Raw genomic sequence first — 25,720 nt, forward strand, 5'->3', positions numbered from 1 at the left:
CTTACCTCCCAGAATTTAGGATGTCCAGATGGTGGGAGTCACTCCTGAGCCGAGGACCCTGGCCGAGAAGGTCTGGGACGCGCACGTCGTACGGTCCGCCGCTGGTGAGCCGGACCTGCTCTTCATCGACCTGCACCTGCTGCACGAGGTGACCAGCCCGCAGGCGTTCGACGGGCTGCGGCTCGCCGGGCGCCGGGTGCGTCGTACCGACCTGACCCTCGCGACCGAGGACCACAACACCCCGACCGGGTACGCCGACCCGGCGTTCCGCCTCCGCCGTGGTGACCTGCTCACCATCGCGGACCCCACGTCGCGTACGCAGATCGAGACGTTGCGCCGCAACTGCGCCGAGTTCGGGGTGCGGCTGCACCCGCTCGGCGACGACAACCAGGGCATCGTGCACGTGATCGGCCCGCAGCTCGGTCTCACCCAGCCGGGCCTGACGATCGTCTGTGGCGACTCGCACACCGCCACCCACGGCGCCTTCGGCGCGCTCGCCTTCGGCATCGGCACCAGCGAGGTGGAGCACGTGCTGGCCACCCAGACGCTGCCGCAGAGCCGGCCGAAGACGATGGCCGTGAACGTCACCGGCCGCCTCGCGCCCGGCGTGACCGCCAAGGACCTGGTGCTGGCGCTGATCACGCAGGTCGGCACGGGTGGGGGTCGCGGGCACATCGTCGAGTACCGCGGCGAGGCGATCCGCGCCCTCTCCATGGAGGGGCGGATGACCATCGCCAACATGTCCATCGAGTGGGGCGCCAAGGCCGGCATGATCGCGCCGGACGAGACCACCTTCGCGTACCTCAAGGGTCGACCGAACGCGCCGCAGGGCGCGGACTGGGACGCGGCGGTGGCGTGGTGGCGGACGCTGCCCACCGACGAGGGCGCGCGCTTCGACGCCGAGGTGACCCTGGACGCGAGCCAGATCACCCCGTTCGTCACCTGGGGCACCAACCCCGGGCAGGGCGCGCCGCTGAGCGCCCCGGTGCCGGACCCGGAGGAGTTCACCACCGACTCGGAGCGCACCGCCGCTCGTCGGGCCCTGGAGTACATGGACCTGCGCCCCGGCACCCCGCTGCGGGAGCTGCCCATCGACGTGGTCTTCGTGGGGTCCTGCACCAACGGCCGTCTGGAGGACCTGCGGGCCGCCGCCGACGTGCTGCGTGGCCACCGGGTCGCCGAGGGCGTCCGGATGCTCGTGGTGCCCGGCTCCGCCGCCGTACGCGAGGCCGCCGAGGCCGAGGGGCTGGACAAGGTCTTCGCCGACGCCGGGGCCGAGTGGCGGTTCGCCGGCTGCTCCATGTGTCTGGGGATGAACCCCGACACGCTGAAGCCGGGCGAGCGCTCCGCCTCCACCTCGAACCGCAACTTCGAGGGCCGTCAGGGCCGGGGTGGGCGTACCCACCTGGTCTCCCCGCCGGTGGCCGCCGCCACCGCCGTGGTCGGCCGGCTGGCCGCCCCCGCCGACCTGTAGAAGGGACCGACGAGATGGACAAGTTTACCACCCACACCGGCACCGCCGTGCCGTTGCGCCGGTCCAACGTGGACACCGATCAGATCATCCCGGCCGTGTACCTCAAGCGGGTGACCCGGACGGGTTTCGCCGACGGGCTGTTCAGCGCCTGGCGGGAAGATCCGACATTCGTTCTCAACGATGAAAGCTATTCCGGGGCGTCGATCCTCGTCGCCGGTCCGGAGTTCGGCACCGGCTCGTCCCGGGAGCACGCCGTCTGGGCGCTACGGGACTGGGGCTTCCGCGCGGTGGTGGCCCCGCGCTTCGGCGACATCTTCCGCGGCAACGCCCTCAAGGAAGGTCTGTTGCCGGTCGAGTTGGAATTGAAAGCCGTCGAAGAGTTGTGGGATCTGGTCGAGGCCGATCCGACCACCCCGGTGACCGTCGACCTGACCGCTCGCCAGCTCCGGGCGGGGGACGCGAGCTGGTCGTTCCCGCTGGACGACTTCAGCCGTTGGCGCCTGCTGGAAGGTCTCGACGACATTGGACTCACCCTCCGGCACGCCGCCGACATCGACTCCTACGAGGCGCGCCGACTGCCGTTCCTGCCCTCCGTGGCATAGCCGTTAGGCCGCTCGCGCAGCGGATTTCACCCCCATCGGTCCAACCGGTGGGGGTGAATCCGTTACGACACAAGGGATTTTTTCTACCGAATGTTTGTGTCCCGACAGCACAGGGCATACCGTGCGCGCAGAATGGCTCGCAACGAGTCAGTTGCACAATCGGGAGGAAGTCGTGAACAAGGCCGAGCTCATCGAGGCGCTCGCCGTTCGCCTGGGGGACCGGAAGATGGCGACGGCCGCGCTCGACGCGGTCCTCACCGAGGTCCAGGCGGCGGTCACCAAGGGCGAGAAGGTGGCGATCACCGGATTCGGAGCATTCGAAAAGCGTGTGCGTGGCGCGCGAACAGCGCGCAACCCGCGTACCGGCGAGGCGGTGAAGGTCAAGAAGACGTCAGTCCCGACCTTCCGCCCCGGCGCCGGGTTCAAGGAGATGGTGGCCAGCGGCAAGGTGCCGAAGGCCACGGTGGCGACGAAGAAGGCCACCACCAGCACCGCCACGGCCAAGGCGGCGGGCACGAAGGCGACCGGCACCAAGGCGGCCACCGCTAAGGCGGCGGGCACCAAGGCGACCACGGCGAAGGCGGCCAGCAAGAAGACCGCCCCGGCCAAGGCGAGCAAGACCGCCACGGCGACCAAGACGGCCGCCAGCAAGAAGACCGCCCCGGCCAAGGCGAGCAAGAGCACCACGGCGACCAAGACGGCCGCCAGCAAGAAGACCACCGCGGCGAAGAAGACCACCGCGGCGACCCGGTCGACCGCGGCGAAGAAGACCACCGCGGCGGCGAGCAAGAGCACGGCGGCCAAGAAGGCGCCGGCGAAGAAGGCTCCGGCCAAGAAGGCGGCCAGCAAGCGCTGACCGACCCGCACCGCAAGGGCGTCCACCCGTGGGTGGGCGCCCTTGCGGCGTACGGGAACCGTTGACCCGGTTGGCTCGCTCGCGCAGAATCGCCGTGCCGGCCACCCCTGGGCCGGCCCGTCGACGGAAATGGGGCGCCGGTGCGCTACCGCCAGCTCACCACCGGGACGCTCGCGCTGGGCGTGCTCCTCCTCATCGACGTGCTGCGGGTGTGGCTGCCCGGCATCATCACCATCTTCGGTCAGGCGGCGTCCACGCCGGCCGAGCTGATGGGGGCGTTCGCCCTCGGCTGGTTCGTGCTCGCCATGGGCGCACCCGCCGTGGTCCGCCGAGTGGGAGCCCGCCCGGTCACGGTCGTCGCCGCTGTCGCGCTCGCCGTCGCCCGGCTGACGCTCACCGCCGCACCCGGCGGGCGTACCCAGCTCTGGTTGGCCACCGCCGGGTTGCTCGCCGGGCTGGTCTGGCTGGTCGGCGTCGCCGCCGACACCGACCGGCCGGTCCCGGGGCTGGCGTTGGGGTTGGCGGTCAACGCGGCCCTGCACGCGGTGCTGGACACCGTCGACCTGGTCTGGCGGGGCGACTGGACGGCCTGGCTGCTCAGCGCCGTCGCGGTGGCGGCGTTCCTGGCCGGCACGGCTCGACCCGGCCAGCGCACCGGTGACGCCCTCGCTGGCCCTGCTGAAGCCCCTGTCGGCCCCGCTGACGCCCCGGCCGGCCCTGGTGGTGGTCGGGCCTGGCTGCTGGCCGGGCCCGCGCTGCTACTGGCCGGAATGGTGGCGCTCTCCCCGGCACTGGCCCGGACCGGGATGTCGTACCTGGTCGCCGGGGACGGGGTGGCCCGCTCGCCGCTGTTCGGCCTGGCGCCGGTGCCGGTGGCGGTGGCCGGGTTCCTGGGCGCCGCGTTGACCCGGCCGCCGCGCGGGTGGGGCCGAGCGTACGGTCCGGTGGCGCTGCTCGCCGGCGCGGTGCTGTTCGCCCTCGACCGGGGTGACCTGCTCCTGCCGGCCGTCCTGCTCGCCGCGGTCGGCCTCGGCGCCTGCCTCGCCCTGACCGACGACGCCAGCCACCCGGGCAGCGACACCGCGAGCGCCAGCACCAGCGCCTCCCGGCGGGGGTACGCGGTCGCCTCCGGGATGCTCGTCTTCGCGCTGGGAGCGGTCGGGTACTACTCGGCCTACGACCTTGGCTACCCCAACGCCGCGGTGCCCGTGGTGGTGGCCGTGCTGATCGCCGCCGTGGCGTTCACCGCCCGTCCTGTCGTCCACCGGCTTCCCGGGCCGTTTCCGCCGCTCCGGGCCGCCGCCGCGGTCACCGCGCTGGCCCTGCTGGCGCCGGTGCTCGCCGACGAGGTGCCGGTGGCCAGCAACCGGGACGGCCCGCCGGAGCGGTTGACCGTGGTGGCCTACAACATCCGGATGGGTTTCGGGCTGGACGGCCGGTTCGACCTGACCGGCCTCGCCGAGGTCGTCGACCGGCAACGGCCCGACGTGGTGCTGCTCAGCGAGGTGGACCGGGCGTGGCTGCTCAACGGCGGGCACGACACCCTGGACCTGCTGGCCGACCGGCTCGGTATGCCGTACGTCTTCGGGCCGGCCGCCGACCCCGTCTGGGGTGACGCGGTGCTCAGCCGTTGGCCGGTGCGCGATCCGCGGACCCTGCCGCTGGCCGCCGTCGGCGCGCCCACCGGAGCGCAGGCCCTCGCCGTCACGCTCGACCTCGGCGACGGTGTCCGTACCGCCGTGGTCAGCACCCACCTGCAACCGCCGCCCGGCAACGGCCCGGTGGTCCAGGCCCGCGCGGTCGCCGACTTCGCCAACCGGTACGCGGCCGGTCGGCCGCTGGTGGTGGCCGGTGACCTGAACACCGAGCCGGGCGACGAGGCGTTCGCGGAGTTCTCCAACGCGGGTCTGGTCGACGCGCTGGCCGCCGCCCGGCCGTTGGCGACCAGCCCGGCGGACCACCCGCGCCAGCAGATCGACCACATCTTCGTCTCGCCCGGCCTGACCCCCAGCGACCCGGTGGCGCCGCGCAGCACGGCCAGCGACCACCTGCCGGTCGCGGTGACCCTGACCCTGCCGCCCCGCTGAGAAGGCCGGGCCCGCGCGAACGCGGGCCCTACAGGCGATCGGCGGCCAGCAGCCGGTCGGCGGCGAAGGCGAGCAGCCAGCCACCGCCCTTCGGCGTGGCGAAGTCCTCGTCGGTGCGGCCGGTCAGCCGCTCCAGGGCGCCCGGCAGGACCTTGCCCTGACTGCACACCGCCGCCTGCCCGCCGGTGCCGGCCAACTCCAGCAGCCGGGCGGCGGTGGCCAGGATCTGTTCGTCGCTCTGCTGGCCGGGTTGTGGCTCGTCCAGGTCGCCGCAGACCTCGATCGGCAGGTCGAGCAACGCGGCGGCCGGGTCGAGTGTCTGCACGCACCGTCGCGGCGACGCCGAGACGAGCCGGGCCGGTCGGATCAGGGTGATCAGCTCGGCCAGCGCGCTCGCCTGGGCCCACCCCTCGGCGTCCAGGGGCCGTCCGACGTCCGGACCGGACCAGGTGGCCCGCTTACCGGCGTGCGCGTGCCGGACCAGCGCGACCGTCGCCGTGACCGACGGCAGCGCGGCGAACGCCGCCAACACCTCGGCGTCGTGGGGGTAGCTGACCAACCGGATCGCGTCGTCCACCGCGAGCCAGCGGATGTCGTCCACCTCGGTGCCCGGTTGGAAACCGCCGCTGGCCACCGCGAGCATCGACCAGTAGTCGACCAGCTTGGACTGCCCCTCGCTGCGGTACCGCACCGACGGCAGCCGAACCTGCGGCACGCCCCGCACGTCGGCCTCCTCGGCCACCTCACGGACCGCCGCGGCCAGCGCACGCTCGCCCGGCTCCAGCTTGCCCTTGGGCAGCGTCCAGTCGCCGTAGCGGGGGCGGTGCACCACGCAGACGCGTACGCCGTCGTCGGTTGGCCGCCAGGCCACCCCGCCCGCCGCCCGGATGCCGGTCACGGCAGCCAACTGGTCCGCCGTCGCCGGGTGGCCCGGTGCCAGGCGGCCGGAAGGAGGGCCCGCGTCCGGCGTACCGACAGGCGTTCCCGCTCGGCCAGCCGTCCGGCGGTGACCGCCAGCTCGTGGTCGTCCGGCCGCTCGGCGGCGATCTCCAGCCAGGTGTCCGCCGCCACCGCCGCGTCCTGGTGCTCGCCGAGCACGTCCTGCACCCGGGCGAGGGCACGGGACAGCCGGCGCGCGCCCTTGCCGACCGTCGGGGCCACCGCGTTGACCGCGTACCGGGCCTGCTTGCCCTCCTTGCGAACGGCGTGCCAGCGGTCGTCCGGCGACTGCGCGTCGAGCCCGTCGACGCCGTCCGGCCCGGTCAACCGCCGCCAGGGGCGCGCCACCAGCGCCGGTAGCGCCTGCGCGGCGGGCGCGGCCGCCCGGCGGGTGAGGCGGGGCGCGCGGGCGGCCAGCACCAGGGAATCCACCAGAGCCAGGTAGCGCGCGGAGCGCAGCATCTCGTCGATGGCGGTGAGCGCCCGTCGCTGCCGTTCGGCGAGCACCTCGTCCAGCCGATCCACCGCGCCCCGGTCGAGCGGGCTCAGCGGATCGGCGTCGGCGGTGCGACGCAGCCGCGCGCGCAGCACCTCGGCGTCGCGGGCCGCGCCGAGGACACCGGCCAACCAGCGCAGCTCGCTACGCAGCGGGCGGGACCAGGTCTTGCGCAGCAACGGTTTGAAGGTGCGCAGATCACTGCGCAGGCGTCGACAGGCCACCCGCATCTGGTGCACCGCGCTGTCGCCACCGCCGGCCGGGGCGCGCAGCCGGACCAGCGGGTCGTGCGCCAACAGCCGGCGGACCTCCTTGCGTACCGCCTCGGTCACCACGTCACCGGCGCTCGGCTCGGCGGTCAGCCCGGCCGGCGCGACCAGGTCCGGGTCGGCCTGCGCTGTCGCGCCCAACGCCCGCACGTGCTTCGGCGTGAACGACCCGCCCTGCGCGCCAGCCTCGCGCAGCACCTCGCCGACCCGGTCGAGCAGCTTCCGGTCGCCGGCCTTCAGCTCCACCTCCACCTCGCGGAACGTATCGGTGGTGGCACCGGCGTCGTCGAGCACTGTCACCCGGTCGTCCACCACCTCGACGAGCACCGTGCCGGCCCGGTCACACACCTCGTACGCGTGCCGCACCGTCCGGAGCACCGTCACCGGGGCCAGTGGCGCCCCCCGGTGCAGGACGGTGACCAACTCCACCAGCTCCGGCGGCGGCTGCCCCTTCGGCCCCGGACGGGAGATCTCGTGCCGGACGCCCGCCGTCCCGGTCGGTAGCTTCACCGTCCAGGGCAGCTCGTCACCCCGGCGGTGGCGCAGCGAGGCACCGGCCCGGGCCAGCCGCAGGTCGACCGTGTCGAGGTAGCGGGCGACCAACGTCACCGGTGGCAGCGCCCGGACCCGACCTCCCGCCGGGGCGCTGCCGGTCAGGTCCGGCAGCACGTAGGCGTCGTCCACCTCGTACTTCTGCTCCTCCTCGACCATCAGCTCAGCCTATGCGCTGCGCGGTCAGCTGGCCGTGCCACCGACGCGGCGCAGCAGCAGTTCCTGCAGATGGGCCCGGGCGGCGACGTCACCTCCGGTACGCCGGGTCCAGGTGCCGTCGCCGGCCAGCTCGAACGCGTCCACTTCGGGGCTCATCGCGGTGGTGAGCACGTGGTCCAGTTCGGCGCGGGCGATGGGGTCGCTCACCTGCACCAGCGCCTCCACCCGACGGTCCAGGTTGCGGTGCATGAGATCGGCCGAGCCCATCCAGAACTCGGCCTCGCCGTTGTTGCCGAACCGGAAGACCCGGGAGTGTTCCAGGAACCGACCGAGGATCGAGCGGACCCGGATGTTCTCCGACAACCCCGGCACCCCGGGGCGCAGCGTGCACATCCCCCGGATGAGCAGGTCGACGTGGACGCCGGCCTGGGAGGCGCGGTACAGCGCGTCGGTCACCCCCTCGTCGACCAGTGAGTTGACCTTGAACTGGACCAGGCCGGGCATGCCGAGGCGGACGTGCGAGATCTCCCGCTCGATCCGCTCGATGAGGCCGCTGCGGATGCCCTGCGGGGCGACCAGCAACCGCCGGTACGCGGTCTGCCGGCTGTACCCGGTGAGCACGTTGAACAGGTCGGTGAGGTCGGCGCCGATCTCCGGGTCGGCGGTGAGCACGCCGAAGTCCTCGTACAGTCGGGCCGTCTTCGGGTGGTAGTTGCCGGTGCCGATGTGGCAGTAGCGACGGATCTGGTTGCCCTCCTGCCGGACCACCAGCGCGGTCTTGCAGTGCGTCTTCAAGCCGACCAGGCCGTACACCACGTGGCAGCCGGCGCGTTCCAGCGTGCGGGCCCAGCCGATGTTGGCCACCTCGTCGAAGCGGGCCTTCACCTCCACCAGCACCACCACCTGCTTGCCGGCGGCGGCCGCGTCGACGAGCGCGTCGACGATCGGGGAGTCGCCGCTGGTCCGGTAGAGGGTCTGCTTGATGGCCAGCACGTTCGGGTCGGCGGCGGCCTGCTCGATGAAGCGCTGCACGCTGGTGGCGAACGAGTGGTACGGGTGGTGCACCAGGACGTCGCCGTCGCGCAGGGTGGAGAAGACGCTGCGCGGCACCTCACCCTCGGCGAGCCGGGGATGGGTGGCCGGCACGAACGGCGGGTCCTTCAGGTCCGGCCGGTCCGCCTCGCCGTAGACCTGCCACAGCGCGGACAGATCCAGCAGGCCGGGCACCCGCAGCACGTCCTGGTCGTCCATGTCCAGCTCGCGGACGAGCAGCTCCAACATGTGGTCGGAGATGGACGCGGCGACCTCCAGCCGGACCGGGGGACCGAACCGCCGCCGGGCCAGCTCCCGCTCCAGGGCCTGGAGCAGATCCTCGTCGCGGTCCTCGTCGACCTCGACCTCGGCGTTGCGGGTGACCCGGAACAGATGGCACTCGACCACCTGCATGCCACTGAACAGCTGCCCCAGGTGCACCGAGATCAGGTCCTCCACCGGCAGCATCCGGACGCCCGGCTGGTCCCGGTCCACCCGGACGAAGCGGGGGACGTTGTTGGGCACCTTCACCCGGGCGAACAGCTCCGAACCGCCGTCCGGGTCACGAACCGCCACCGCCAGGTTCAGCGACCGCCCCGAGATGTACGGGAACGGGTGCGCCGGGTCCACCGCGAGCGGGGTGAGCACCGGGAAGATGTGCTCCCGGAAGTAGGTGCGCAACCGCTCCCGCTCGCCGTCGCCCAGCTCGCCCCAGCGCAGGATCCGGATGCCCTCGTCGGCCAGCTTGGGCAGCACGTCGTCGACGAAGCAGGCGGCGTGCCGGGCGCCCAGGGCGCCGGTCCGCTCGGCGATCAGCTCCAACTGCGTCCGCAGGGGCAGCCGGTCTCCGCCGCGCACCGGCAGGCCGGCGGAGAGCCGCCGCTTCAGCCCGGCTATGCGCACCATGTAGAACTCGTCGAGATTGCTGGCGAAGATGGCCAGGAACTTGGCCCGTTCCAGCAGCGGGGTGCGCTGGTCCTCGGCCAGGGTGAGCACCCGGGCGTTGAAGTCGAGCCAGGACAGCTCCCGGTTGAGGAACCGGTCCTCCGGCAGCGGCGGGGCCGCCGGGGAATCGTCGTCGTCCTCCGGTGCGGCACCGGAGGGCAGGTCGCCCGGCAGGACCTGGTGGACGTCACCGGCGGCCGGGCCGTCCGCCTCGACCTTCGGCACGGGGTCGATGACCTCGTCCAGCCCGGAGGAGGCGGCGCCGGGATCGTCGGCGAGCGTGTCGGCGCGGGCGGCGCCGGCCCGTTCGGCGCGGGACGGGCGGAAGCGTCCGTCGGTGCCGCGCGTGCGGGAGCCGTTGCGGAGGTCGGTGGCGGGCGGGTGGGCCGGTTGCTCGCGAGGGGTGCTCACCCGCTCATAATCACCCGATTACGGTAAACGCAAAATGAACTTGGGCTCGCCGGCTCAGATCATCGTCGGCAATGTCACCCGGACAACCTCGCCGTCGGGATCGGTGTCGATGCGGACCCGCTGGCCGAGCCGAAGAAGTCGCAGCCCGGAGGCGTCGAAGGCCCGGGCGGGGAAACGCATCTCGGTGCCGTCGTCGAGCAGCAGGACACCGCTGCGCGTCGCCGCGTCGTAGCTGGCCACCGTGCCCTGCATGCTGGCACCGTACACCCGGGGGTTCACCCCGTGGCGCGGGCTCAGCCCACCGGGTGGCTCAGCCGGCGGCGCGGGCGGGGCGACCGGCGGCCACGAGGGCGGCCGTGCGCGGCCCCAGCCCGAGCCGGGCGGCGGCAGCCAGGTCCGCGGCGGTGTCCACGTCCCGGCGCAGTCCGGGCCAGTCGCCGTCGAGCGGCAGCGCCCCGCTCGCCGCGTGCGCGACCGCCGAACCCACCCCGAAGCGCGGATCCAGCGGCACCCCCGGTGGAGCGGTGAGCAGCACCGTGCCCCCACCGGGTGCGTCCGGCAGGAACCGGCGTGCCGCGGGTCGGCCGCTCTGCGCCGCGAGCAGCGCACCGGCCAACTCGGCCGGGCGCAGCGCCGGCACGTCCGCGGTGATCCCGGCCACCCACCCGGCGGCGGTCCCGGCCGCACCGTGCCGGAACGCGGCGTTCAGGCCGGCGTCAGGCTCGTCCGGCAGCACCCGCGCGCCGGCGGCCCGCGCCGCCGCCGCCACCCGGGCGTCATCGGTCACCACCAGGGCCTCGGCGACCGCCGGGCAGGCCAGCACCGCGTGGAGCGTGTCGGCCACCAGGGCCAGCGCCAGCTCCTCGTGCGGTACGCCGGGCAGCGCGCCCCGCAGCCGGCTCTTGGCCGCGGCCAACTGCTTCACCGGCACCACCACGGCCCACCTCGGCTGACTCACGTCCGTAATCCTGCCAGCCGGACGACAGGCCCCTCGCTGGCCGTACCGGGGGCGAGCAGGCATGATTTCCGCTGCGGGTGTCGCGGGCGGGATTTCGCGGCGGGGTTGGGACGCGACGAGGAGGCACAGTGGCACGGCGGAGGCTGGGGTTCTGGCAACGGTTCGCCGTGGGGCTGGTGAAGCCGGTGATGACCGTCTGGACCCGGCGTACCTGGCATGGTCAGGAGCATCTCCACCGCGACGGCGGCATGATCATCGTGGCGAACCACATCTCCCACGCCGACCCGCTGGTGTCCGCGCACTTCATCTACGACTCCGGGCGTTGGCCGCAGTACCTGGGCAAGGCCAGCGTGTTCCGGGTGCCGGTGGTCGGCTGGATCCTGCACCGGTGCCGGCAGATCCCGGTCGAGCGGGGCAGCGCGGACGCCGTCCGCTCACTGGACGCACTGGTCGCCGCGCTCGACGAGGGCGGCGCGGTCGTGATCTACCCTGAGGGCACCACCACGCGACAGCCGGAGCTCTGGCCGATGAGGGCCAAGACCGGTGCGGCCCGGCTGGCCCTGGCCACCGGCGCCCCGGTCGTACCGGTGGTGATGTGGGGGCCGGAACGCATCTTCGACCCGCGGACGACCCGTGTCAGCCTGCGACCCCGGATCCCGGTGACCGTTGCCGCCGGGGAGCCGATCGACCTGAGCCGGTGGGCGGACGCCCAGCCGACCCGGGACACCCTCGAGGAGATGACGGACACCATCATGTTGCGGCTGCGGGACATGCTCGCCGAGATCCGTGGCGGTACCCCGCCGCCACTGTGGGATCGACCGGCCCGGTCCTCCGCCGGCCGCGAGCAGCGGGACGACGCGGCATGAGCGGTCACGTCGCGGTGCTCGGTGCCGGTTCCTGGGGCACCGTGTTCGCCAAGATCCTCGCGGACGCGGGGCGGGACGTGACGGTGTGGGCCCGCCGCGCGCCGGTCGCCGAGAGCATCCGGGCCGAGCGCCGCAATCCGGAGTACCTGCCCGACCTGCTGCTGCCGGCCCGCGTCACCGCCACCGCCGACGCCGCCGAGGCGATCACCGGCGCCGAGGTGGTGGTGCTGGCGGTGCCGTCGCAGACCCTGCGCGGCAACCTCGCCGAATGGGCCGGGCACCTGCACCCGGATTCCACCCTGGTGTCGCTGATGAAGGGCATCGAGCTGGGCACCACCAAGCGGATGAGCGAGGTCATCGTGGAGACCGCCGGGGTCGCCGCGGACCGGGTGGTCGTCGTGTCCGGCCCGAACCTGGCCCCGGAGATCGCCGCCGAGCAGCCCGCCGCGACCGTGGTCGCCGGGACGAACAGCGACCGCGCCACGCTCGTCCAGTCATCGATCCGGACGCCGTACCTGCGCCCCTACACCAACGACGACGTGATCGGTTGTGAGCTGGGCGGGGCGGTCAAGAACGTGATCGCCCTGTCGTACGGCATCGCCACGGCGATGGGTTTCGGCGACAACACCCGGGCCATGCTGATGACCCGTGGGCTGGCCGAGACGGCCCGGCTGGGCGTGGCGCTCGGCGCGGACCCGATCACCTTCGCCGGCCTCGCCGGCATGGGCGACCTGGTCGCGTCCTGCTCGTCCCCGCTGGCCCGCAACCGCACCTTCGGGGAGCACCTGGGCCGGGGCGAGACGCTGGAGCAGGCCCAGGCCGCCACCCGGCAGACCGCCGAGGGCGTGAAGAGCTGCCTGGCGATCCGCGACCTGGCCCGCGCGCACGGCGTGGAGATGCCGATCACCGAGCACGTCGAGCGGATCTGCCACGAGGGGATGGACCCGCGCCTCGCCGTGGAGACCCTGATGAGCCGCACCGCCAAACCCGAGTCGTACGAGTGAGGAACCCGATGAGCGAGTGGGGAGACGGCACCCGCTGCGTACGCGCCGGCCTGCCCGAGCCGGCACCGGGGGACCCGTTCCTGCCCGGGCCGGTCTTCGCCGCGCCGTACCACCTCGACCCGTTTGCGGGGCAGGGCACGTCGCCGAACGGCTACGGTCGCCCCGACAACCCGACCCGGCGGCTGCTGGAGGCGGCGGTGGGCGAGTTGGAGGGCGGCGACTGCCGGGTCTTCGCGACCGGCCAGGCGGCCATCACCGGCCTGCTGCTCACCCTGCTGCGGCCGGGGGACACCGTGGTGCTCCCCACCGACGGATACTTCCCGGTCCGGGCGTTCGCCACCGGCGTGCTGGAGGCCATCGGCGTCCGGGTGCTCTTCGTGCCGACCGTCGGGCCGTACCCGTCGTTCGAGGGCGTCCGGCTGGTGCTGGTGGAGACGCCGGCCAACCCGGGCCTGGACGTGGTGGACGTGGCAGCCCTGGCCGAGCGGGCGCACGCCGCCGGCGCGCTGCTCGCGGTGGACAACACCACGGCCACCCCGCTCGGTCAGCGTCCGCTGGACCTCGGTGCCGACCTGGTGGTCGCCTCCGGCACGAAGGCGCTCACCGGCCACTCCGACCTGCTGCTGGGCTACCTGGCCAGCCGGTCCGCCGAGCTGATCGACGCGGTGACCACCTGGCGTACCACCACCGGGGCGGTTCCGGGCGCGTTCGACGCCTGGCTGGCCCACCGGTCACTGGCCACTCTCGACCTGCGGCTGGCACGGCAGAGCGCGAACGCCGCCGCTGTCGTCGACCTGCTCGCCGGTCGGTCGGACGTGACCGGCCTGCGGTGGCCGGGGCGGCCGGACGACCCCGCGTACCCGGTGGCCTCGGCGCAGATGCGGCGGATACCGGGGGTGCTCTCGTTCGACCTGGGCGACGCCGACCGGGTGGGCCGATTCGTCGAGGCCGCCCGGCTGGTGGCGGCGGCGACCTCCTTCGGTGGCCTGCACACCACGGCGGACCGGCGGGCCCAGTGGGGCGATGACACCGCTCCCGGCTTCGTCCGGCTCTCCTGTGGCGCGGAGGACACCGCGGACCTGGTGGCCGACATCGCCGCCGCGTTGGATGTGGCGGGATCGGTCTGACGTCTCCGATGACGCTTCCCTCCGGCACCGACCGGGCCGCCCTGGTGGGCCGGTTGCGGGCCGCCGGTTGCGTCTACGCCGAGGACGAGGCCGAGCTGCTGCTGGCCGCGGCGGGCAGCCCGGCGGCGTTGGCCGACCTGACCGACCGTCGGGTGGCCGGCGAACCGCTGGAGTACCTGCTCGGCTGGGCGGAGTTCTGCGGCCTGCGGATCGCCGTCGACGAGGGCGTCTTCGTGCCCCGGGCCCGGACCGCCCTGCTGGTCGAGGTGGCCGCCGAGCTGGTCGGTGCGGCGCCGGCCGTGGTGGACCTCTGCTGCGGCTCCGGGGCCACCACCGTCGCGGTGGCGCACCGGCTCGCGCCGCGCTGGCTGGCCGCCGCCGACATCGACCCGGCGGCGGTGGCCTGTGCCCGCCGCAACGTCGTCGGGCTGAACGTCGAGGTGTACGAGGGCGATCTCTTCGCGCCGCTGCCCGGGCAGTGGCGGGGCCGGCTGGACCTGGTGGTCGCCAACGCGCCGTACGTGCCGACCGACGCGGTCGCGCTGATGCCGCCGGAGGCGCGATTGCACGAGGCCCCGGTGGCGCTCGACGGCGGCCCGGACGGGCTCTCCGTGCTGCGCCGGGTCGGTGCCGACGCCGCCGGTTGGCTGACCCCCGGCGGCCACCTGGTGGTCGAAGCCGGCACCACCCAGGTGAAGACCCTCTGCGACGCGTTCACAGCGGCCGGCCTGATACCAACCGTTCACCACGACGAAGACCTGGACGCCACCGCGGTATCCGCCCGCCACCCCTAAACCCCCGCCCCACCCCATCTCTCCCCGCGATCTTGCGGTTTCGGTTGTCGGGATGAGTGGGATACCCCTTTCGTCGGGACAGCATGTGCAAGATCGCGGGGAGGGTGGGGGTCGCCCGGGCATGGCGGGGGAGGGGGGTTGGCACTAGCCTCGGCTCACACTCATGACGGCGGGAGGCGGTTTCGGTGGGCAGCGCAGGGGTGCCGGTGGTCGTCGGGCTGGACAACGGCGGCACCAGCAACAACGCCACCGTGCTGACGGTGGACGGCCGTTTCCTGGTGGACGGGCTGTTGGAGATCCCCAGCGAGGTGCGGTCCGGGCCAGAGGCGGCGATCGAGGCGTTGGCCCGGGCGCTGGACGGTGCCCTGGCACAGACCGGTGTGCCGCGTGACCTGGTCCAGGCGGTCGGGTTGGACACTCCCGGCCCGGCCAGCGCCGAGGGTGTCATCTCGTCGCGGGGCTCCACCAACTTCTCCCAACCGGCCTGGCGCGGCTTCGACGTGCGAGGGGCGCTGGAGCGACGGCTCGGCCTGCCGGTGATCTATCACAACGACGGCAACGCGGCCGCGCTCTACGCCCACCACGTCTACTTCGGCGCCGACGCGATGAACCGCTCGTCGGTGTCCGCGATCGTCGGCACCGGCCTCGGCGGCGGTGTGGTCGAGAGCGGTCGGGTGATCGCCGGCGCGGCCGGGATGGCGGGGGAACTCGGCCACGTGCACATCCCGCTGAGTGGGCTGCTCGGCCCGGGTCAGCCGGAACCCACCTGCGCCTGCGGCTTCACCGGGGATGTCGAGAGCGTCGCCTCGCTGACCGGTATCGAACGGAACCTGCTGCCGTACTGGTTGACCCGGTACCCCGACCATCCGCTCGCCGCCGAGCCGGTGGCCCGGGCGGCCAAGCTGGTCCGGGGGTACGGCGAGCGCGCGGACGCCCTCGCCCGGGACCTCTTCACCCAGCAGGCGATGGCGTTGGGGCGGCTCTTCACCGTCGCCGCGAACTTCACCGACCCGCACGCGTACTTCGTCGGCGGCGGGGTGGTGGAGGCGGCACCGGAGTTCCGTGACTGGTTCCTGGCGACGGTTCGCGAGCACACCGTGCTCCGCGAGGAGCAGGCCGCGGTGGCCACCTTCGCGTTGGTGCCGGACCGGGACATGGCCGGTGCCCGAGGCGTCGCGATCGCGGCGCTGGAGGCGCTACGCGCCGTTCCGGAGCCCCGTCCGCTGGTTGCCTGAGCCGGCGCGGGCCTCGACCCGCGCCGGCTCGGCACGGCTGGTCAGCGCCGGGGTGGCGCCTGGGCGAAGGCGGCCCAGGCCGCCGTTGGGAACAGCAGGGCCGGGCCAGCCGGGTCCTTGGAGTCGCGGACGGCCACGAGCCGCGGGATCGCGGCCACCTCCACGCAGGCGCCTTCGTCGCCGCTGCGGCTGCTCTTGCGCCACGGCGCCGCGGCCAAGGCCGCTGTGATCATCGGGGTCATCGGTCCTACCGTCCCTTCAGGACTGACAGGAGCATCTCGCGGCTGTCCGCCGGGCTGAGCGCCACGCTTCGGAGATGCTCCATGATCTTGGTGCAGGTACGCGTCTCACCGGCGCGGTCGAGGATCATCTGACCCGCGACGGTCTCCACCGACGCGATGATCGGGTCCTCCGGGTCGGCGAACTCGAGGATGTGCAGGGAACCCCGGGTGCCCCGGTGGTAGCCGGCGGAGAGCGGGATCACCTGGACGCTGATGTTCGGCAACTCGGCCATCTTGACCAGGTGCCGTAGTTGCCCGTTCATCACCGACTGCTCACCGACCGGGCGTAGCAGCGCGCCCTCGTCGATGATCGCGTCGAGGATGGGCGGCTGGTCAGCGGTGAGCCGCTGTTGCCGGTCGAGCCGGATCTTGACCCGCTGCTCCACCAGGTCGTCGCCGAGGGTGTGCGGCCCGCCGCGCATCACGCCACGGATGTAGTCCGCGGTCTGCAACAGGCCGGGCACCACCGAGGGCTCGAAGTTGGCGATGGCGGTCGCCTCGGCCTCCAGCGCGATGAAGTCGATGGTGCGCGGATCCAGCAGGTAGGAGTACGACACCCACCAGCCGGGCTTGCGGGCGTCCTTGGCGAGCTGCACCGCAGCGGCCACCTCCTCGGCGCCCACCCCGTACGACGTGAGCAGTGCGCGCACGGTGGCCGGGCTGATCAGGGTCTGGGCGTTCTCGTACCGGGAGAGGGTGCTGCGGGTGCTGTTGATCTCATCCGCCGCGGTCTCCAGCGTCAGCCCGGCGGCTTCCCGGTGATGGCGCAGGGCGATGCCGAGCCGGCGGGCACGGGCGGTCTTCGGGGCCATGCATCGATGGTCGCACACATTTGCGGGAACGTCTGCATGAGAGAACGTCGATGAGAGTTGCATTCACGGCTGTACACGTGTCAATCTGTTATGGCGTCCTCACCGCCGGTTGTCGTGGCGACGGTGGTGGTGAGCGACCGGAGGGGATGGGGCGCGCGGCGATCGGGTTTCTCCCCCGTACCCGATCGTCGCGTGCCGCCCCGCCATCCCGGCCTGCCGGAAGGAGACGACGTGCGAACCCGCCCGGAGCCCCCCGCCGTACTCTCGGGCGGCACGCGATGACCCGCTTCCTCGTGGTGCTCACCGACGTGCGTCCCGTCGACGGCGTCAACCGCAACGAGCGGGTCGCGCCGGAACGGCGCCGGCAGGTCGTCGGAGCCAGCAGCCGGGAGGCCGCCGACCGCATCGCCGGAGCGTTCATGGCACTGGGCATGGTGCGGGCCGGTCGGCAGCGGGTGAAGGTGATCGCGGTCGGTCGCCGGCACTCCCGGGACTGAGCGAAGGCCCAGGTCGGCGGCCTGCGACACCGCTACGTCCGATCACGCACCGTATATCCTCTGCTGACCGATTGCCGTGTCGCGCCGTGGCTCGCCGGGTATCGCCTCGCCCTGCCGCCACGCACAGTAAGGTCAACCGGGTGAGCGCCACCGGCGAGCACGACCAGCCGCAGTCGCGTACGAAGAGGTGACCGGAGTGACCACCCCAGGCAAGACCCGCGTGGCGATCGTCTTCGGCGGCCGCAGCCCGGAGCACGGCATCTCCTGCGTCAGCGCCGGCAGCGTCTTCGGCGCCCTCGACCCGGACGAGTTCGAGGTGGTGCCGGTGGGCATCACCCGGGCTGGCCAGTGGGTACTGACCAACGGCGATCCCGCCCAGCTCGCGATCAACGCCCGTCAGCTGCCCGAGATCACCGCCGACTCCGGCGACGACATCGTGCTGCGCGCCGACCCCACCGGCAACGGACTGATGGTGCTCGACCCGACCGAGGGCCCCCGGGCGCTGGCCGACGTGGACGTGGTCTTCCCGGTGCTGCACGGCACCTACGGCGAGGACGGCACCATCCAGGGAATGCTGGAGATGGCCGGCATCCCCTACGTCGGGGCGAACGTGTTCGCCTCCGCGGCCGCCATGGACAAGGAATTCACCAAGAAGCTCTGTGCCGTCGAGGGCATCCCGGTCGGCACGTACGCCGTGCTGCGCAACGGGATGACGCTCAGCGAACAGGACAAGGAGCGGCTCGGCCTGCCGGTCTTCGTCAAGCCGTCCCGGGCCGGGTCGTCGTTCGGCGTCAGCAAGGTCACCGACTGGGCGCAGCTGGACGCGGCGGTCGCCGCCGCCCGGCAGTTCGACCCGAAGGTCATCATCGAGGCCGCGATCGTCGGCCGCGAAATCGAGTGCGGTGTGCTGGAGGGCGAGGCCGGTGGCGCGCCCGAGGCGTCCGTGCTGGCCGAGGTGCGGGTCGTCGCCGACCACGACTTCTACGACTTCGAGGCGAAGTACCTCGACGACTCCTGCGAGTACGACATTCCGGCCAACCTGCCGGAGAAGGTCACCCGCCAGGTACAGGAGTACGCGGTCCGCGCGTTCACCGCGCTGGACTGCGCCGGTCTGGCCCGGGCCGACTTCTTCGTCACCCCCGAGCTGGACGTCTACCTCAACGAGATCAACACGATGCCCGGCTTCACCCCGACGTCGATGTTCCCGCGGATGTGGGCGGCCTCCGGCCTGGAGTACCCGAAGCTGGTCAACCGGCTGATCCGTACCGCCCAGCGGCGCGGCGTCGGCCTGCACTGAGCCGTCCGACCTGCACTGAGCCGTCCGACCTGCCCGCGCAGGTCAGTCGGCGCGGGCGGGGTCGGTTCGAGTTCAGCGCTGGCAGCCGGACGGGATGGCGCCGCCGGAGGGCACGCTCGCCACGATCGTGCTGGAGATCGCCGGCAACCACTGCAACGGCTGCTCGTACGAGCGCGGGACGCGCACGGTGATCAGCGTCTCCCGGTCGACCGTGGAGAGGACCGCCGCGTCGGCCTGCTCGGCCAGGTGCCAGCAGACCCGATTGACCGTCCAGACCTCGTCGGTGCTGGGGAACGCCGGCTCGGTGCCGCCGCAGGCCACGGTGAGCGCGGGGTCGCCGTACGCGGCGTTCTGCTCCGGACCGGCGGTGACCGGCCGCTGGGCCAGGTCGCGGACGCTCGCCGGAAGCTGGGAGAGCAGGGCCCGGCAGATCGTGGCCGGGCGGGCGGCGAGCGCCGGGGCGGCCATCTCCACCGGGGTGGTGGACTGCGTCCGGACGGTGGTCGCCGAGGGTGTCGGCGTGGCGGCCGGCGCGTCCGGGCTGAGCTTGGTGAAGGCCAGCACGGCCACCAGCAGGGTGATCGGCAGCGCGATCAACGTGGCCAGCAGGGCTGCGCCCCGCATGGTCCGATCGCGGCCGGCCGGCGCGGCGGCGGCGGGATCGGTCGACTCGCGGTTACCGTCAGCCGGCTCGGACGTCCCGTCGGCCGCGTCGCGCGCCGCGTCGTCGTCCAGAGCAGAGGAGGTCGTCATCTCGTCCACTTACAGCCGCACCACCGAACACGTGAGGGTGCGGGTGATGCCGGGCACCATCTGCACCTTGCTGACGATGAGTTTGCCGAGCTCGTCGACGGTGTTCGCCTCGGTGAGGACGACCACGTCGTACGGCCCGGTGACGGCGTCGACGCGTACCACGCCAGGGATGTCCGCGATGAGACCCGCCACGTCACGTGCGCGGCCGACCTCGGTCTGGATGAGGATGTACGCCTGTACCACGACTCGACCTCCGTCCGTCGCCGCCCGGGAGCGGCCCGAAGGGTGAAACTACCTTACGGACCAGGTCTGATCCCTATCGGTCGTCAAGGAGCAGCGGTGAGCGAGCACGGCGGAGCCGGGCAGCACGGGCGGAACGCCCACGGTGGCGTCGGTGTGTCCGGGATCGGGGAGTTCGGGCTGATCGGAAGGATCACCGCCCGGCTGTCGTACGGGCCGACGACCCTGCTCGGCCCGGGCGACGACGCGGCGGTGGTGGCCGCGCCGGACGGCCGGGTGGCGGCCTCCACCGACGTGCTGGTCGACGGGCGGCACTTCCGCCGGGACTGGTCCTCGGCCCGCGACGTCGGGCACCGGGCGGCAGCGGCCAACCTGGCGGACATCGCGGCGATGGGTGCCACCCCGACCGCCCTGCTGGTGGCTCTCTGCATGCCGGCGGACCTGGACACCGGCTGGGCGGAGGAGTTGGCCGACGGGCTGGCCGCGGAGGCGGCGACGGTCGGCGCGAGTGTCGTCGGCGGGGACATGTCGGCCAGTCCCACCCTGACCGTCGCGGTCACCGCGCTGGGCGACCTGGCGGGCCGCCCGCCCGTGCTGCGCTCGGGCGCCCGACCCGGGGACGTGCTCGCCCTGGCCGGGCGCACCGGGTACGCGGCAGCCGGGCTGACCGTGCTGACCCGGGGCTTCCGTACCCCCCGGCTGTTGGTGGAGGCGTACCGGCGACCGCAGGTGCCCTACCAGGCCGGCCCGCAGGCCGCCCAGCTCGGCGCCACCTCCATGATCGACGTGTCGGACGGGCTCCTCGCCGACCTCGGGCACGTCTCGGCGGCCAGCGGCGTGGCGATCGACGTACGCCGTGACGGGTTCGAGGTGCCCCGGCAGATGGCCGACGCGGCGCAGGCACTCGGCGTCGACCCGTACACCTGGATCCTCGCCGGTGGCGACGACCACGCGCTGGCCGCGACCTTCCCCCCGGCGGTGGTGCTGCCGCCGGGCTGGCGGCAGATCGGCCTGGTCACGGACGGTGCCGGCGTGACGGTCGACGGCGTCGCCTACGACGGCCCGGCCGGCTGGGACCACTTCCGGTGAGGCCCGCGCGCCGCCGTACCCTGGATGCCGTGAGTGAGATCGAGATCCGGGTGGTGCGGTTCGACGCACCGGTGGCACAGCACCTGATCCACGCCGCACTGGCCGACCTCGGCGCCCGCTACGGCGGCACCGGCGACGACACCCCGGTGGACGCGGCCGAGTTCGAGCCGCCCAACGGCGCGTTCCTCGTCGCCTACCTGGCCGGCGAGCCGGTCGGCTGCGGTGGCTGGCGCAGCCACGGCGCGGACACCGCGGAGCTGAAGCGGATGTACACGGCGCCGGCGGCGCGGGGGCGGGGAGTGGCCCGCGCGGTGCTGGCGGCCGTCGAGCGCTCGGCCCGCGAGCAGGGCCGCAAGCGGGTGGTCCTGGAATGCGGCGACAAACAGCCCGAGGCGATCGCCATGTACGGTTCCGCCGGGTACGAGCGGATCCCGAACTTCGGCTTCTACAAGGACGCGGAGGGCTGCGTCTCCTTCGGCCGTACCCTCTGACCTGCGGGCCGGGCCTCGGCGGGCCCGGCCTGGCCGGTGTGCGGCGTCTGCCCCGGGGACACGACAGAGCCGGCGGACCCTCGGGGTCCGCCGGCTGAGCCGTACGAGAAGGTGGGTGCTACCGCGTCAGGCGCGGGTGACCTTGCCGGCCTTGATGCACGAGGTGCAGACCTGCAACTTCTTGGTGTTGCCGCCACCGGCCGGGGTACGCACCGACTGGATGTTCGGGTTCCAGCGGCGGTTGGTCCGCCGGTGCGAGTGGGACACGTTGTGGCCGAAGCCCGGTCCCTTGCCACAGACGTCGCACACGCTAGCCACGGGATACTCCTGGGATTGATACGTTCATGAGGTCGCCGGCAGGTGCTGCCCGGGCAACCTGGTCAGGTTACCCGATGACTCGCCGACCCGGCCAACCGGCCCGGTCCGGCGCTCGCCCGTGCCCCGGCTCCCGCCTGGTCGTGGGCCCGTCCGCCCAACGGTGGGCCGGCCCGGCGGCAAGGGTACCGGAGGGGCTCGTCCCCGCTGCGGCCAGCGCCGGCCCGGGGCGCGGAGGACACGCCGGACGAGTCCGACGGGTGTCGGCGTGCGCCAGTAGGCTTCTGCCCGTGCTGGACACCCTCGACGCCGCCGCGGTCCGCCGCTGGTGCGCGAGCGGGTTGGCCGCACTGAAGCGCCACCAGGGCGAGATCGACCAGCTCAACGTCTATCCGGTGCCCGACGGCGACACCGGCACCAACCTGGTGCTCACCCTCACCTCGGCCCAGCAGGCCCTCGCCATGGATCTGGACACTCTTCCCGACAGCGGGCCGACCGCGCACGGGCACGCGCTGCGGCTGATGGCCCAGGGTGCGCTGCTCGGCGCCCGGGGCAACTCCGGGGTGATCCTCTCGCAGATCCTGCGGGGGTTCGCCGACCAGGTCGCCGGGGTGCCGGCGGTGCGCGGCCGGGAGCTGGCCGCCGCGCTGCGCTCCGGCACCGCCGCCGCGTACACCGCGGTCTCCCGGCCGGTCGAGGGCACCCTGCTCACCGTGGTCGCGGCCGCCGCCGCCGCGGCCGAAGGCGCGGACAGCGACGACCTGCCGGTGGTGGCCGGCGTCGCGGCCCGGGCGGCGACCGAGGCGCTCGCCCGGACGCCGGAGCAACTGCCGGCGCTGGCCCGCGCGGGCGTGGTCGACGCCGGTGGCCGAGGGCTCTGCGTGCTGCTCGACGCCCTGGTCGAGGTGCTGACCGGGGAGCGCACGGCCCAGCCCGCGCCAACGGCACGCTCCGCCCGCCCGGCGGCCACCGTCGCCCGCGAGACCGGTTCCGACGAGTACGCGTACGAGGTGCAGTTCCTGCTCGATGCCCGAGCCGAGGCGGTCACCGGGTTGCGGCGGGCACTCGACGCCCTGGGAGACTCGCTGGTCGTCGTCGGCGACGGGCGTGAGCCGGAAGGCACCTGGAACGTGCACGTGCACGTCAACGACGTGGGCGCGGCGGTCGAGGCCGGTGTCGTCGCCGGCCGCCCGTACCGGATCTCGGTGACCCGTTTCGCCGACGAGCAGGAGCCGCCCGCCGGCCCGGTGGTGGCCGGCCGGGCCGCGGTGGTGGTGGCCACCGGCGGCGGCATCGCCGACCTGTTCGCCGCGGAGGGCGCCACCGTAGTGCCGGCCAACCCGTCCACGGGTGAGTTGCTGGACGCCGTCCGCAGCACCGGCGCGGCCCGGGTGGTGGTGCTGCCCAACGACGCCAACACCGAGGCAGTGGCGAGCGCGGCCGCCCGCGAGGCCCATCGGTACGGCATCAAGGTGAGCGTGGTGCCGACCCGTTCGCCGGTGCAGGCCCTCGCAGCCCTCGCGGTCCGCGACGGTGACCGCCGATTCGAGGACGACGTCATCGCGATGGCCGAGGCGGCTGGCGCCTGCCGTTACGCCGAGGTCTGCCACGCCAGCCGGGAGGCGCTGACCGTGGCCGGCCCGTGCCGTCCCGGTGACGTGCTGGCGCTGGTGGAGGGGGAGGTGCACCTGATCGGCACCGACCTCACCGACACCTGCGCGGCGGTGGTCGACCGAATGCTCGGCGGTGGTGGCGAGATGGTCACCCTGCTGGCCGGGGTGGACGCACCAACCGGGCTCACCGATGCCGTCCGCGCGCACGTCGCGCGACGCTGGCCGTTCGTCGAGGTGCACGCGTACCCGGGCGGCCAGCCGTTTTATCCGCTCCTGGTAGGGATCGAATGAGCGAACCAGCCACGGTGGACACTCCGCTGAAGAAGCTGGTCGGGGACAAGACAGCCAAGGCGCTGGCCTCGCACCTCGACCTGCACACCGCGGGTGACCTGGTCTACCACTTCCCGCGTCGCTACGACGAGCGTGGTGAGCACACCGACATCCGTTCCCTGGACGTCGGTGAGCAGGTCACCGTGCTGGCCCAGGTGCAGCGCACCACGGTGCGCCCGATGCGCCAGCGGCGGGGCAACCTGCTGGAGGTGACCGTCGGCGACGGCTCCGGCGGGGTGCTGACCTTGACCTTCTTCGGCAACCAGGCCTGGCGCGAGCGGGAGCTGCGCCCCGGCCGGTGGGGCCTGTTCGCCGGCAAGGTCACCGAGTTCCGGAGCAAACGGCAGCTCAACGGCCCGGAGTACGTCCTGCTCGGCGAGGGCGGCGACGGCGAGGCGGCGGTCAGCGAGGACATCGAGGAGTTCGCCGGGGCGCTGATCCCGGTCTACCCGGCCGCCGCGGCCGTGCCGACCTGGGTGATCGCGCGCTGCGTGCGCGTCGTACTGGACACGTTCACCCCGCCGGAGGATCCACTGCCGAGCGCCGTGCGGGCCAGCCGCAAGCTGGTCGGGCTGGGCGCCGCGCTGACCGAGATCCACCGGCCGTCCAGCAAGGAGGCGCTGCACCAGGCGCGTCGGCGACTCAAGTGGGACGAGGCCTTCGCCGTCCAGGTGACCCTGGTGCAGCGCAAGCACCGGGCGGCCGACTGGCCCGCCCGGCCCCGCCCGGCGCGCCCGGGCGGGCTGCTGGAAGCCTTCGACGCCCGACTTCCGTACGAGCTGACGGCCGGTCAGCGTGAGGTGGGTGTGGAGATCGCGGCGGACCTGGCCGCCCCGCACCCGATGCACCGCCTGTTGCAGGGCGAGGTGGGCTCGGGCAAGACGGTGGTGGCGCTGCGGGCGATGCTCCAGGTGGTCGACGCGGGTGGGCAGGCGGCCCTGCTGGCGCCCACCGAGGTGCTGGCCGCCCAGCACCACCGCGGCATGCTCGACCTGCTCGGGCCGCTCGGGCGGGCCGGTGAGCTGGGCTCCGCCGAGCACGCCACCCGGGTCGAGCTGGTCACCGGTTCGCTGGGCGCGGCGGCCCGCCGTCGGGCGCTCGGCGAGGTGGCCAGCGGCGCCGCCGGCATCGTGCTCGGCACCCACGCCCTGCTCTACGAGGGGGTCGACTTCGCCGACCTCGGCCTGGTGGTCGTCGACGAGCAGCACCGCTTCGGCGTGGAGCAGCGCGATGCCCTGCGGGCCAAGGCCGACCAGCCGCCGCACGTGCTGGTGATGACGGCCACCCCGATCCCGCGCACGGTCGCGATGACCGTCTACGGCGACCTGGAGGTGTCCACGCTCTCCCAACTGCCCCGGGGGCGGTCGCCGATCGCCTCGCACGTGGTGCCGGCCGCCGAGAAGCCGGCCTACCTGGAGCGGGCCTGGCGTCGGCTGCGCGAGGAGGTGACCGCCGGCCACCAGGCGTACGTGGTGTGTCCGCGCATCGGGGACGGGCCTGCGTCGGACGAGGAACCGCCACCCGAGGACGACAACGGCCGTCGGCCACCGCTGGCGGTGACCGAGGTGGCCCCGCTGCTGGCCGAGGGCCCGCTGCACGGCCTGCGGATCGGGGTGCTGCACGGTCGCCTGCCGGCCGACGAGAAGGACGCCGTGATGCGTTCCTTCGCGGCCGGTGACCTGGACGTGCTGGTGGCGACCACTGTGGTCGAGGTCGGCGTGGACGTGCCCAACGCGACCGTGATGATCGTGCTGGACGCCGACCGGTTCGGTGTCTCCCAGCTGCACCAACTGCGGGGCCGGGTCGGCCGGGGCGCCGCCGCCGGGCTCTGCCTGCTGGTCAGCGAGGCGGCCGAGGGTTCGTCGGCGCGGGAGCGGCTGGACGCGGTGGCGTCCACGAGCGACGGTTTCAAGCTCGCCGAACTCGATCTGGAGCAGCGCCGCGAGGGCGACGTGCTGGGTGCCACCCAGTCCGGGCACCGCTCGCACCTACGGCTGCTGTCCCTGCGGCGCGACGCCGACCTGATCCGCGACGCCCGCGCCGAGGCGGTCACCCTGATCGAGGACGACCCGGAGCTGACCCGCAACCCGGCGCTGGCCGCCTCGGTGGCCGCGCTGGTGGACGAGGACCGCGCGGAGTACCTGGAAAAGGGCTGACCACGCGCCGGGCCGCCGGCCGCCTCGCCGTTGATCCACT

General features: G+C 73.4%; 25 protein-coding genes. 15 read left to right on the forward strand and 10 right to left on the reverse strand.

The annotated features are described in order from the left end of the window. Positions 1 to 28: 28 nt before the first annotated feature. From leuC to AC5L30_RS18965, 4 genes are all read left to right on the forward strand, one after another. Positions 29 to 1,474, forward strand: coding sequence for a 3-isopropylmalate dehydratase large subunit (gene leuC / locus AC5L30_RS18950; protein WP_494868780.1), 1,446 nt, complete (start codon positions 29 to 31; stop codon positions 1,472 to 1,474). Positions 1,475 to 1,488: 14 nt separating this feature from the next. After that, a complete protein-coding gene (gene leuD, locus AC5L30_RS18955; protein ID WP_494868782.1) occupies positions 1,489 to 2,076 on the forward strand; it encodes a 3-isopropylmalate dehydratase small subunit in 588 nt (195 codons plus the stop codon). 172 nt (positions 2,077 to 2,248) lie between these two features. After that, positions 2,249 to 2,932, forward strand: a complete 684-nt coding sequence (locus AC5L30_RS18960; RefSeq protein WP_196921482.1) for an HU family DNA-binding protein — start codon at positions 2,249 to 2,251, stop codon at positions 2,930 to 2,932. A 140-nt stretch (positions 2,933 to 3,072) separates the two neighbouring features. Continuing rightward, complete coding sequence (locus AC5L30_RS18965) at positions 3,073 to 5,019, forward strand: endonuclease/exonuclease/phosphatase family protein (RefSeq protein WP_494868783.1); 1,947 nt, start codon at positions 3,073 to 3,075, stop codon at positions 5,017 to 5,019. A gap of 28 nt (positions 5,020 to 5,047) precedes the next feature. Here the strand turns inward: AC5L30_RS18965 and AC5L30_RS18970 are convergent, their stop codons facing one another. Genes AC5L30_RS18970 through cofC form a run of 5 tightly spaced genes read right to left on the reverse strand, consistent with a single transcriptional unit; the run spans position 5,048 to position 10,780 of the window. Continuing rightward, positions 5,048 to 5,926, reverse strand: coding sequence for an NUDIX hydrolase (locus tag AC5L30_RS18970; RefSeq protein WP_494868784.1), 879 nt, complete (start codon positions 5,924 to 5,926; stop codon positions 5,048 to 5,050). After that, complete coding sequence (locus tag AC5L30_RS18975; RefSeq protein ID WP_494868785.1) at positions 5,914 to 7,434, reverse strand: CYTH and CHAD domain-containing protein; 1,521 nt, start codon at positions 7,432 to 7,434, stop codon at positions 5,914 to 5,916. Before AC5L30_RS18975 ends, AC5L30_RS18970 begins: the two co-directional genes overlap by 13 nt. Positions 7,435 to 7,458: 24 nt before the next feature. Then, positions 7,459 to 9,822 carry an RNA degradosome polyphosphate kinase gene (locus AC5L30_RS18980; protein WP_494868786.1) on the reverse strand — a complete coding sequence of 788 codons (2,364 nt, stop codon included), beginning with the start codon at positions 9,820 to 9,822 and terminating at the stop codon, positions 7,459 to 7,461. Positions 9,823 to 9,876: 54 nt separating this feature from the next. Beyond that, positions 9,877 to 10,074 (reverse strand): cold-shock protein, encoded by a 198-nt coding sequence (locus AC5L30_RS18985; RefSeq protein ID WP_030335323.1) that lies wholly within the window; start codon positions 10,072 to 10,074, stop codon positions 9,877 to 9,879. A 58-nt stretch (positions 10,075 to 10,132) separates the two neighbouring features. Then, positions 10,133 to 10,780 (reverse strand): 2-phospho-L-lactate guanylyltransferase, encoded by a 648-nt coding sequence (gene cofC, locus AC5L30_RS18990; protein WP_494868788.1) that lies wholly within the window; start codon positions 10,778 to 10,780, stop codon positions 10,133 to 10,135. 128 nt (positions 10,781 to 10,908) lie between these two features. On the opposite strand from cofC, the gene AC5L30_RS18995 reads away from it, so the two are divergent. The 5 genes from AC5L30_RS18995 to AC5L30_RS19015 all read left to right on the forward strand — a co-directional run bounded on the left by AC5L30_RS18995 (position 10,909) and on the right by AC5L30_RS19015 (position 15,806). Continuing rightward, on the forward strand, positions 10,909 to 11,646 hold the full coding sequence (locus tag AC5L30_RS18995) for a lysophospholipid acyltransferase family protein (RefSeq protein WP_494868789.1): 738 nt from the start codon (positions 10,909 to 10,911) through the stop codon (positions 11,644 to 11,646). Beyond that, the gene (locus AC5L30_RS19000; protein ID WP_494868790.1) at positions 11,643 to 12,650 is read left to right on the forward strand and encodes an NAD(P)H-dependent glycerol-3-phosphate dehydrogenase; all 1,008 of its coding nucleotides are present in this window, start codon (positions 11,643 to 11,645) and stop codon (positions 12,648 to 12,650) included. The genes AC5L30_RS18995 and AC5L30_RS19000 overlap by 4 nt, the downstream gene beginning before the upstream one ends. 8 nt (positions 12,651 to 12,658) lie before the next feature. Next, complete coding sequence (locus tag AC5L30_RS19005; RefSeq protein ID WP_494868792.1) at positions 12,659 to 13,777, forward strand: cystathionine gamma-lyase; 1,119 nt, start codon at positions 12,659 to 12,661, stop codon at positions 13,775 to 13,777. Between the two features lie 8 nt (positions 13,778 to 13,785). Beyond that, on the forward strand, positions 13,786 to 14,571 hold the full coding sequence (locus tag AC5L30_RS19010) for a putative protein N(5)-glutamine methyltransferase (protein WP_494868793.1): 786 nt from the start codon (positions 13,786 to 13,788) through the stop codon (positions 14,569 to 14,571). A 185-nt stretch (positions 14,572 to 14,756) separates the two neighbouring features. Next, the gene (locus tag AC5L30_RS19015) at positions 14,757 to 15,806 is read left to right on the forward strand and encodes an ROK family protein (RefSeq protein WP_494868794.1); all 1,050 of its coding nucleotides are present in this window, start codon (positions 14,757 to 14,759) and stop codon (positions 15,804 to 15,806) included. Between the two features lie 41 nt (positions 15,807 to 15,847). Here AC5L30_RS19015 and AC5L30_RS19020 read toward each other — a convergent pair whose 3' ends face one another. After that, a complete protein-coding gene (locus tag AC5L30_RS19020; RefSeq protein ID WP_494868796.1) occupies positions 15,848 to 16,048 on the reverse strand; it encodes a DUF397 domain-containing protein in 201 nt (66 codons plus the stop codon). Between the two features lie 5 nt (positions 16,049 to 16,053). Beyond that, positions 16,054 to 16,899 carry a helix-turn-helix domain-containing protein gene (locus tag AC5L30_RS19025; RefSeq protein ID WP_433267623.1) on the reverse strand — a complete coding sequence of 282 codons (846 nt, stop codon included), beginning with the start codon at positions 16,897 to 16,899 and terminating at the stop codon, positions 16,054 to 16,056. A 278-nt stretch (positions 16,900 to 17,177) separates the two neighbouring features. Here AC5L30_RS19025 and AC5L30_RS19030 point away from each other — a divergent pair, with 278 nt between their 5' ends. Beyond that, the gene (locus AC5L30_RS19030; RefSeq protein WP_145786786.1) at positions 17,178 to 17,396 is read left to right on the forward strand and encodes a hypothetical protein; all 219 of its coding nucleotides are present in this window, start codon (positions 17,178 to 17,180) and stop codon (positions 17,394 to 17,396) included. Positions 17,397 to 17,592: 196 nt separating this feature from the next. After that, entirely contained in the window at positions 17,593 to 18,693 is a 1,101-nt protein-coding gene (locus AC5L30_RS19035) for a D-alanine--D-alanine ligase family protein (RefSeq protein WP_355418280.1), read from the forward strand. Positions 18,694 to 18,765: 72 nt separating this feature from the next. Here AC5L30_RS19035 and AC5L30_RS19040 read toward each other — a convergent pair whose 3' ends face one another. Then, on the reverse strand, positions 18,766 to 19,446 hold the full coding sequence (locus tag AC5L30_RS19040) for a DUF3515 family protein (RefSeq protein ID WP_494868799.1): 681 nt from the start codon (positions 19,444 to 19,446) through the stop codon (positions 18,766 to 18,768). Between the two features lie 9 nt (positions 19,447 to 19,455). Then, positions 19,456 to 19,689, reverse strand: a complete 234-nt coding sequence (locus AC5L30_RS19045) for an Lrp/AsnC ligand binding domain-containing protein (RefSeq protein WP_030487446.1) — start codon at positions 19,687 to 19,689, stop codon at positions 19,456 to 19,458. A gap of 96 nt (positions 19,690 to 19,785) precedes the next feature. Here AC5L30_RS19045 and AC5L30_RS19050 point away from each other — a divergent pair, with 96 nt between their 5' ends. Next, positions 19,786 to 20,775, forward strand: a complete 990-nt coding sequence (locus AC5L30_RS19050; protein ID WP_494868802.1) for a thiamine-phosphate kinase — start codon at positions 19,786 to 19,788, stop codon at positions 20,773 to 20,775. A gap of 29 nt (positions 20,776 to 20,804) precedes the next feature. Then, the gene (locus AC5L30_RS19055; RefSeq protein ID WP_494868804.1) at positions 20,805 to 21,266 is read left to right on the forward strand and encodes a GNAT family N-acetyltransferase; all 462 of its coding nucleotides are present in this window, start codon (positions 20,805 to 20,807) and stop codon (positions 21,264 to 21,266) included. Between the two features lie 126 nt (positions 21,267 to 21,392). Here the strand turns inward: AC5L30_RS19055 and rpmB are convergent, their stop codons facing one another. Next, on the reverse strand, positions 21,393 to 21,584 hold the full coding sequence (gene rpmB / locus AC5L30_RS19060) for a 50S ribosomal protein L28 (RefSeq protein WP_007456456.1): 192 nt from the start codon (positions 21,582 to 21,584) through the stop codon (positions 21,393 to 21,395). A 287-nt stretch (positions 21,585 to 21,871) separates the two neighbouring features. Here rpmB and AC5L30_RS19065 point away from each other — a divergent pair, with 287 nt between their 5' ends. Together AC5L30_RS19065 and recG are read left to right on the forward strand one after the other, a co-directional pair. After that, positions 21,872 to 23,485, forward strand: coding sequence for a DAK2 domain-containing protein (locus AC5L30_RS19065; RefSeq protein ID WP_494868805.1), 1,614 nt, complete (start codon positions 21,872 to 21,874; stop codon positions 23,483 to 23,485). Next, positions 23,482 to 25,680 carry an ATP-dependent DNA helicase RecG gene (gene recG, locus AC5L30_RS19070; RefSeq protein WP_494868807.1) on the forward strand — a complete coding sequence of 733 codons (2,199 nt, stop codon included), beginning with the start codon at positions 23,482 to 23,484 and terminating at the stop codon, positions 25,678 to 25,680. Before AC5L30_RS19065 ends, recG begins: the two co-directional genes overlap by 4 nt. Positions 25,681 to 25,720: the final 40 nt, after the last annotated feature.

It is taken from the genome of Micromonospora sp. BQ32 (assembly GCF_059358895.1).

Bases quoted from the DNA above. Each gene is read 5' to 3' on its own strand.
- leuC (WP_494868780.1), top strand. From the start codon at position 29: ATGGTGGGAGTCACTCCTGAGCCGAGGACCCTGGCCGAGAAGGTCTGG.
- leuD (WP_494868782.1), top strand. From the start codon at position 1,489: ATGGACAAGTTTACCACCCACACCGGCACCGCCGTGCCGTTGCGCCGG.
- AC5L30_RS18975 (WP_494868785.1), bottom strand. From the start codon at position 7,434: ATGGTCGAGGAGGAGCAGAAGTACGAGGTGGACGACGCCTACGTGCTG.
- AC5L30_RS18985 (WP_030335323.1), bottom strand. From the start codon at position 10,074: ATGCAGGGCACGGTGGCCAGCTACGACGCGGCGACGCGCAGCGGTGTC.
- AC5L30_RS19000 (WP_494868790.1), top strand. From the start codon at position 11,643: ATGAGCGGTCACGTCGCGGTGCTCGGTGCCGGTTCCTGGGGCACCGTG.
- AC5L30_RS19005 (WP_494868792.1), top strand. From the start codon at position 12,659: ATGAGCGAGTGGGGAGACGGCACCCGCTGCGTACGCGCCGGCCTGCCC.
- AC5L30_RS19010 (WP_494868793.1), top strand. From the start codon at position 13,786: ATGACGCTTCCCTCCGGCACCGACCGGGCCGCCCTGGTGGGCCGGTTG.
- AC5L30_RS19020 (WP_494868796.1), bottom strand. From the start codon at position 16,048: ATGACCCCGATGATCACAGCGGCCTTGGCCGCGGCGCCGTGGCGCAAG.
- AC5L30_RS19025 (WP_433267623.1), bottom strand. From the start codon at position 16,899: ATGGCCCCGAAGACCGCCCGTGCCCGCCGGCTCGGCATCGCCCTGCGC.
- AC5L30_RS19030 (WP_145786786.1), top strand. From the start codon at position 17,178: ATGACCCGCTTCCTCGTGGTGCTCACCGACGTGCGTCCCGTCGACGGC.
- AC5L30_RS19040 (WP_494868799.1), bottom strand. From the start codon at position 19,446: ATGACGACCTCCTCTGCTCTGGACGACGACGCGGCGCGCGACGCGGCC.
- recG (WP_494868807.1), top strand. From the start codon at position 23,482: ATGAGCGAACCAGCCACGGTGGACACTCCGCTGAAGAAGCTGGTCGGG.